This is a genomic window from Pseudolactococcus yaeyamensis (assembly GCF_054658615.1).
Map to the genome: position 1 here is coordinate 1 of NZ_BAAGGP010000135.1, position 4,226 is coordinate 4,226.

General features: G+C 35.9%; 6 protein-coding genes. All 6 read right to left on the reverse strand.

Features of this window, described 5'->3' with window-relative positions:
- On the reverse strand, positions 1 to 322 hold a 322-nt coding region (locus tag ACYQ21_RS14775), incomplete at its 3' end, for a hypothetical protein (RefSeq protein WP_460059374.1).
- Positions 300 to 1,487, reverse strand: a complete 1,188-nt coding sequence (locus ACYQ21_RS14780; RefSeq protein WP_460059384.1) for a Rep family protein — start codon at positions 1,485 to 1,487, stop codon at positions 300 to 302. The genes ACYQ21_RS14780 and ACYQ21_RS14775, both read right to left, overlap by 23 nt.
- Before the next feature lie 524 nt (positions 1,488 to 2,011).
- Positions 2,012 to 2,455 carry a hypothetical protein gene (locus ACYQ21_RS14785; protein ID WP_460059376.1) on the reverse strand — a complete coding sequence of 148 codons (444 nt, stop codon included), beginning with the start codon at positions 2,453 to 2,455 and terminating at the stop codon, positions 2,012 to 2,014.
- On the reverse strand, positions 2,445 to 2,909 hold the full coding sequence (locus ACYQ21_RS14790) for a hypothetical protein (protein ID WP_460059378.1): 465 nt from the start codon (positions 2,907 to 2,909) through the stop codon (positions 2,445 to 2,447). The genes ACYQ21_RS14785 and ACYQ21_RS14790 overlap by 11 nt, the downstream gene beginning before the upstream one ends.
- A gap of 255 nt (positions 2,910 to 3,164) precedes the next feature.
- The gene (locus tag ACYQ21_RS14795; RefSeq protein WP_460059380.1) at positions 3,165 to 3,485 is read right to left on the reverse strand and encodes a hypothetical protein; all 321 of its coding nucleotides are present in this window, start codon (positions 3,483 to 3,485) and stop codon (positions 3,165 to 3,167) included.
- Between the two features lie 548 nt (positions 3,486 to 4,033).
- A partial coding sequence (locus ACYQ21_RS14800; protein ID WP_460059382.1) for a hypothetical protein occupies positions 4,034 to 4,226 on the reverse strand: 193 nt, incomplete at its 5' end.

The following is a 4,226-nucleotide window of genomic DNA, read 5'->3' on the forward strand; positions in this document are numbered from 1 at the left end:
TAGGGTTAAGTAGTTTGACATTGGCAATTATTTTTAAGCTTTTAACTTTTTTGATTTCGTCTAAATTCCCTCTTAAATCAATGTTAAATTGTGGCATAGAAGAAAAATCAAAGCCTAATTCTTTCAAAGAGTGATAAACTTTTTCATCGACCCCTTTTGCAGTATAATACTTAACGGTGGTGCTAATCACACCTTTTTCATAAGCATAGATAGGGCGAACTGTTGTAAAATCAATTGTGATGATTTCTGGTATGTCAAAAGCAGTTTGGTCAAGAGGGAGTTTGTTTAAGTATTTAATTTCATCTGTCAGTTTCTTTTTCATTTAATAATTCTTCTTTCTTTTTCTGAGGGAATGACCTAGGGACGATAATATCTTTTATTACTCTATCCGCAAACTTTTCCCTATCGCCATTTTCGATAAATATTTTTTTAAAGTCAAAATTTAATGACACACATTCATCTTCCGATACTTGGATATTCCTTGGAACATCACGTTTGAAAACTTCTGAGATATTGTAAATAAAATCATCATCATGTCTTGGAAAGTCTTTGGAGTGAATTTCTACATAATTGCCAACTCGTCTGACGAACTGGTCTAAATCTTCGCCCTTTAATTCTTTGAAGAAGTCAATAGGAGATTGATAGTTTGCCACAATAATTGTACGTGGTACAACCATCTTATTTTTATAACGTGCTGACATTCTAGCTGAATTGAGAGGGTCAAAAATTTTCAACCAATCAGAGACGGATAAACTTTTAACACGCAAATCATCTAAGATTAAAATGTCCTCCCCAACATATTCATCAAAGGGGTTACTTGAAGAGGCATTGTAAATTTTACTCTCAAAGCCGTTTTCAATCCCATACTTTTCTAGTTTATCAGCTATCAATGCCGTTAAACGAGTTTTGCCAATTCCGGGCTTACCTTGAATATAGAGGACTGTTAATTGATAGTCTCTATTTTTTAACATTTTCAGTCTTTTATAGCCCAAGTCAGCGCCGTAAAAGTCCATAGCCTTATTAAAAACATCTTCATGCAAGCCATAAAGTAAATTTAAATCGTCATCATCTTTTAAATCTTCTTTTTTCATTTTTCCTAATAGAAGTTGTTGGCGAACGTAATCAAAGCTAGTTTTTAATTCCTCACGCTTAACGGTGGCTGCTCTTTTTTTCAGTTCGTCCGAATTTTCCTCAATGTAGGCGACATAATCAAAAGTCCCAAAGGTTTCAACCTCATTAGCTGAGTATTGATATTTTTCTGGGTTTTTAGCGTGGATAAGATAAGGTTTGTTGTTTATCTCGACGTGCTTACCGCCTTTTGGCTTTTCTACATATTGTGGTTCAATCCCAATCCGTCTAGCTACTCGCTCTAAGTCAAAAGCCCCTTTAAAAGCAATATAACCATGAATATGAGGGAGTATCACGCTATCATTAGCTTTTTTATCTTTATCATGGACAATCAAAGCAATCTCTTCAAAATCTTTCATAGTTTTCAATGAGTTGTAGATTTCCTCAAAGATTTTGGTTTTGTTGGTTTCCCAATCATCAAATAAAGCTAATTTGTCATTGTCCCAAGCCCAGTAGTCGGGGTTGAGATATTGAGAAAAGATGAATTTTCTGGATTGATTTCTATTTTTGCTTATTTTTTTTACCTCCTTTTTGTGACATTAAGGCATAATTTTGTGACAATAGGCGTGATTTTTTTCTATTGTCACATCTATTGTCACATTTTTTTGTTCAGTTGTTTTTGCCTTTTCCGCATACGCTAGGCAGGGTTTACACCCTTGCAAACACAGGGTTTGCACTGTTTATCGACAAGCCCTAAACAGTGCGTGCGTTAGGCAAAAATAGGTAAAATGTGACATGTGAGAATAGAATGCCAAAAAACTTTTTGAGTTGGGCTATGCCACCTCTCGTCCTTTAGCCCCTCTGCCGTCTTCCGCTTGCGCTCAACGACGGCAGGTTGCTACAAGGACGGTGGATAACCGCAACTCAAAGAGTTTTAATGGTGTTATTTTGTCTCTTTTTTCTCTACTCTGTCCGCAGGCAATTTAATGCCATCAGCCACAATCTTGAATGCTTTGTATCCCGCACGACCGTCACTGCCATCTACCCACAACAAAGTCACACGTGGGTTAAGCAACTCAACCGCCACAGACATATCACTGTCAACCAAGCTCTCAATGTCACGGAAGCCACCAGTTACCTCAATACGTGTACTTGAAAGGTCTGAGACATTTCCACCAGCACCTTGAACAGCTTTAAATAGATTAGCATCAACACCGTCTAGCGTGTATTTTTGCACGGCATTTGTTTGATTGTTGTCTTTATCGTACTTACTGGCACGTGCTTTTGAAAAGTCTACCTGAAATAATCTAGGCAAATCAAATTGTGATTGTTCAAGCAACAGGCTTTTAAGTGCTGGTGTATCAGTTGTTTTAATTTTATTGTTCATTTATTAATTCCTTTATCGTCTTTTTCCTCAGCCCGATTTCAAGTTTTTCGAGCCTACTGTTAAATTGTTCTAATTCACATATTCTCTGAGTTAAGTCATCATTACTCTTTTTAAGTTCCCTGACCTTTTTTGAAAGGGTCAGAAATCTGTCATAAGAGGTCTGGTCTACTTCGTCAATCTCATTGAATATTTCTCGTTCCCGCTTGGCTTTTAAGTTGCCATAAACTTTAAATACTGATTGTTCAAAGCTACCGCTTGAAGCTAATGCTTGCCTTAATGCCATGAACTTATTCAGGTCTGTTTTTGTGAAATGAGGTATCTTTCTTTCGCCGTCTCTGCGCTTTACTACTTCAAAATCAAAGTCATAGCCAGATAAAGCCGTGATTTTCGGACACCATTTTCGCACTGTCTGAGGACTTCTTTTAACTGCTTTAGCAATATCTTTATAGTCCATAATTTTCCTTTCTTGACACAGCACTATCAAGCTCAATCCGCAAACTTAGCCTTGATAGGTGTGTCCTTGTTTTCTACATTTGTCACACTCCTTTAAAAATATGATACAGATAAGATTATCTGCTCTAAACAACCTATAAAGCGGGAACACTCCCTAAAAAATAGAAAGGTAATAAAAAAGGGGGAGGCGTTTATAGGCTGTTTACAACAGATAAATGTTGTAATAAAAAACCGTCAATCAGTTGGCGGTTTGGAGTTAAAGGTTAATCTTTTTTTTTGTTTCAGGTGGCATTGGGGAAACAAGAATATTGTTATTTCGTAGTATAAGGTCTAATAAAAAATACCAGACAACCACAAATAGATATTCAATAGATAAAGAAGTTTTTTCATGCAGTTCATGCACAGCTTTAAACATATAAACCTCATCTTTTGAAAAGATAATATGTTTGTTTTCATCACGAGTGAACGTGTATTTTAAGCACCACAGCGTTTGAAAGTAGGTTGAATAAGTTATCTCGTCTATTCCTGTTTGGGCTCTGAGTTGTTCAGGCGTAAATGTTTTGTGTTTTTCGATCACTTTGATTGTCTCCTTAGTCTTATTTTGGGATAGAAAAAACAACTAGAATTATCCAGTTGTCAGTTTCTTTATGCGAATAAATAGTTTTATCTGCTCTAAGCAACCTATAAAACCCGAGATTGATTTTATAGGCTGTTTACAACAGACAAAATTTGTCTGTCTCAAAATCTAATCCTCAAACTAGACTTTGGTTGTGATTTTTAATTCTTATCTTGAATAATTTTCAGCATTTGTCATTTAGTTAGATTAAACACAAGCTATCAATGACAGTTAGTAGGCTTATAGATTAGCCCGCTTAAAGCTTGTGTTGACAATATTTATCCGTTTTTTATGCGAATAAAACTTGTCAGTTTGATAACAGATTAAGATACAGTCTGTTATTATACAATATAAAATTAGTGTGTTTTGTTTTCAGATGACCTGCGGTATATCACACCGGGGACATCTCGCCTTAACGTCATCATATCCAACTAAAACATGAGCGAGGCTCAACTTGGAATAATTGAGTAATCAATCTCAAAATGATTGACTAGTTCAATATCACTTCCTCATTGCCGATTTGTTAGGGCGGTTTCTCTCCGTTTGATTTCGCATTTCGCTTTATCTATCACTCTTTTCAGACTGACAGCCCCTATTTTATCTCGGACAAGGTACACAAGACCTTGTATTTTCTTTTCAGGACTTACACGTTTAGCCTGACTTGAAAATACAGATACGAACAAATTAGTAATAACTTGCATG